Origin of the sequence: Lacticaseibacillus camelliae DSM 22697 = JCM 13995 (assembly GCF_001311195.1) — a bacterium.
In the GTDB taxonomy this organism is placed as follows: domain Bacteria; phylum Bacillota; class Bacilli; order Lactobacillales; family Lactobacillaceae; genus Lacticaseibacillus; species Lacticaseibacillus camelliae.
Map to the genome: position 1 here is coordinate 1 of NZ_BBAJ01000156.1, position 957 is coordinate 957.

At 60.8% G+C, this 957-nt stretch carries 1 protein-coding gene; it reads right to left on the minus strand.

The window, feature by feature from the left end:
- Positions 1 to 247 precede the first annotated feature (247 nt).
- The coding region (locus tag JCM13995_RS15120; RefSeq protein ID WP_162230977.1) for an MBG domain-containing protein at positions 248 to 957 on the minus strand (710 nt) is incomplete at its 5' end.

The following is a 957-nucleotide window of genomic DNA, read 5'->3' on the forward strand; positions in this document are numbered from 1 at the left end:
TTCGGAAATTGCGGCGCTCTCAGCCGCTTCACTAGCTGCCTTGCTTTCGGCAATGGAGTTGGCCTCAGAAATTGCGGCACTCTCAGCCGCTTCACTAGCTGCCTTGCTTTCGGCAATGGAGTTGGCCTCAGAAATTGCGGCACTCTCCGCTGCCTCACTTGCTGCTTTGCTTTCAGCGATGGAGTTAGCCTCGGAAATCGCGGCGCTCTCCGCCGCTTCACTGGCAGCTTTACTTTCGGCGATGGAGTTAGCTCGGAAATCGCGGCGCTTTCCGCTGCTTCACTGGCTGCCTTGCTTGCGGCAATAGAGTTGGCTCGGAAATCGCGGCGCTCTCGGCTGCCTCACTGGCGGCCTTGCTTGCGGCAATGCTTTGAGCGACCGAGGCCGCGCTTGAGTCCGCTGCGCTGGTGCCACTTGACTGACTGGAGTCGGCGCCGCTGGAAGTTTGTTGAGCGGTGACCTGAATGGTTGCCGTCATCATGCGGGACGTCATGTTAAAGAGGATTTGGTCACTTTGCCCAGCTGCAAGCGCATAGCCGGCAGGCGGCTGCGCGATGTAGGTGCCCGCGGACTGCAGACCAAGCTGCTGCTGGACCGTCGCAATCACCTGGTTGCCGTCAACGTACTCGTAAGTCATGACGGCAGTGCCAGTGCCAGCCGGGTTCACGGCCAGCGCCCCCTGGATGCTTGAGGACACAACGTAATTGTTATCGCCGATCGCGGCCTTGACTGCCGCGGTCAGTTTGCTTTGGCCTTGAGCCGTCAGGTTGGCATAGTAGGTGCCGGCGACCGTGTCATCATCGATGACACTAAAATCGCCCGCCGCCAGCGTGATTGTCGCCAGCGTTTGGTGCGTGCCGCTGACCGTTGCCGTGACTTGGCTGCCAACGAAGTGCTGCGAGGCCAGGGTGCCATCTGCGGTGCTGGCCAGGGTACTCCAGCTCGCGCCCAGCACGG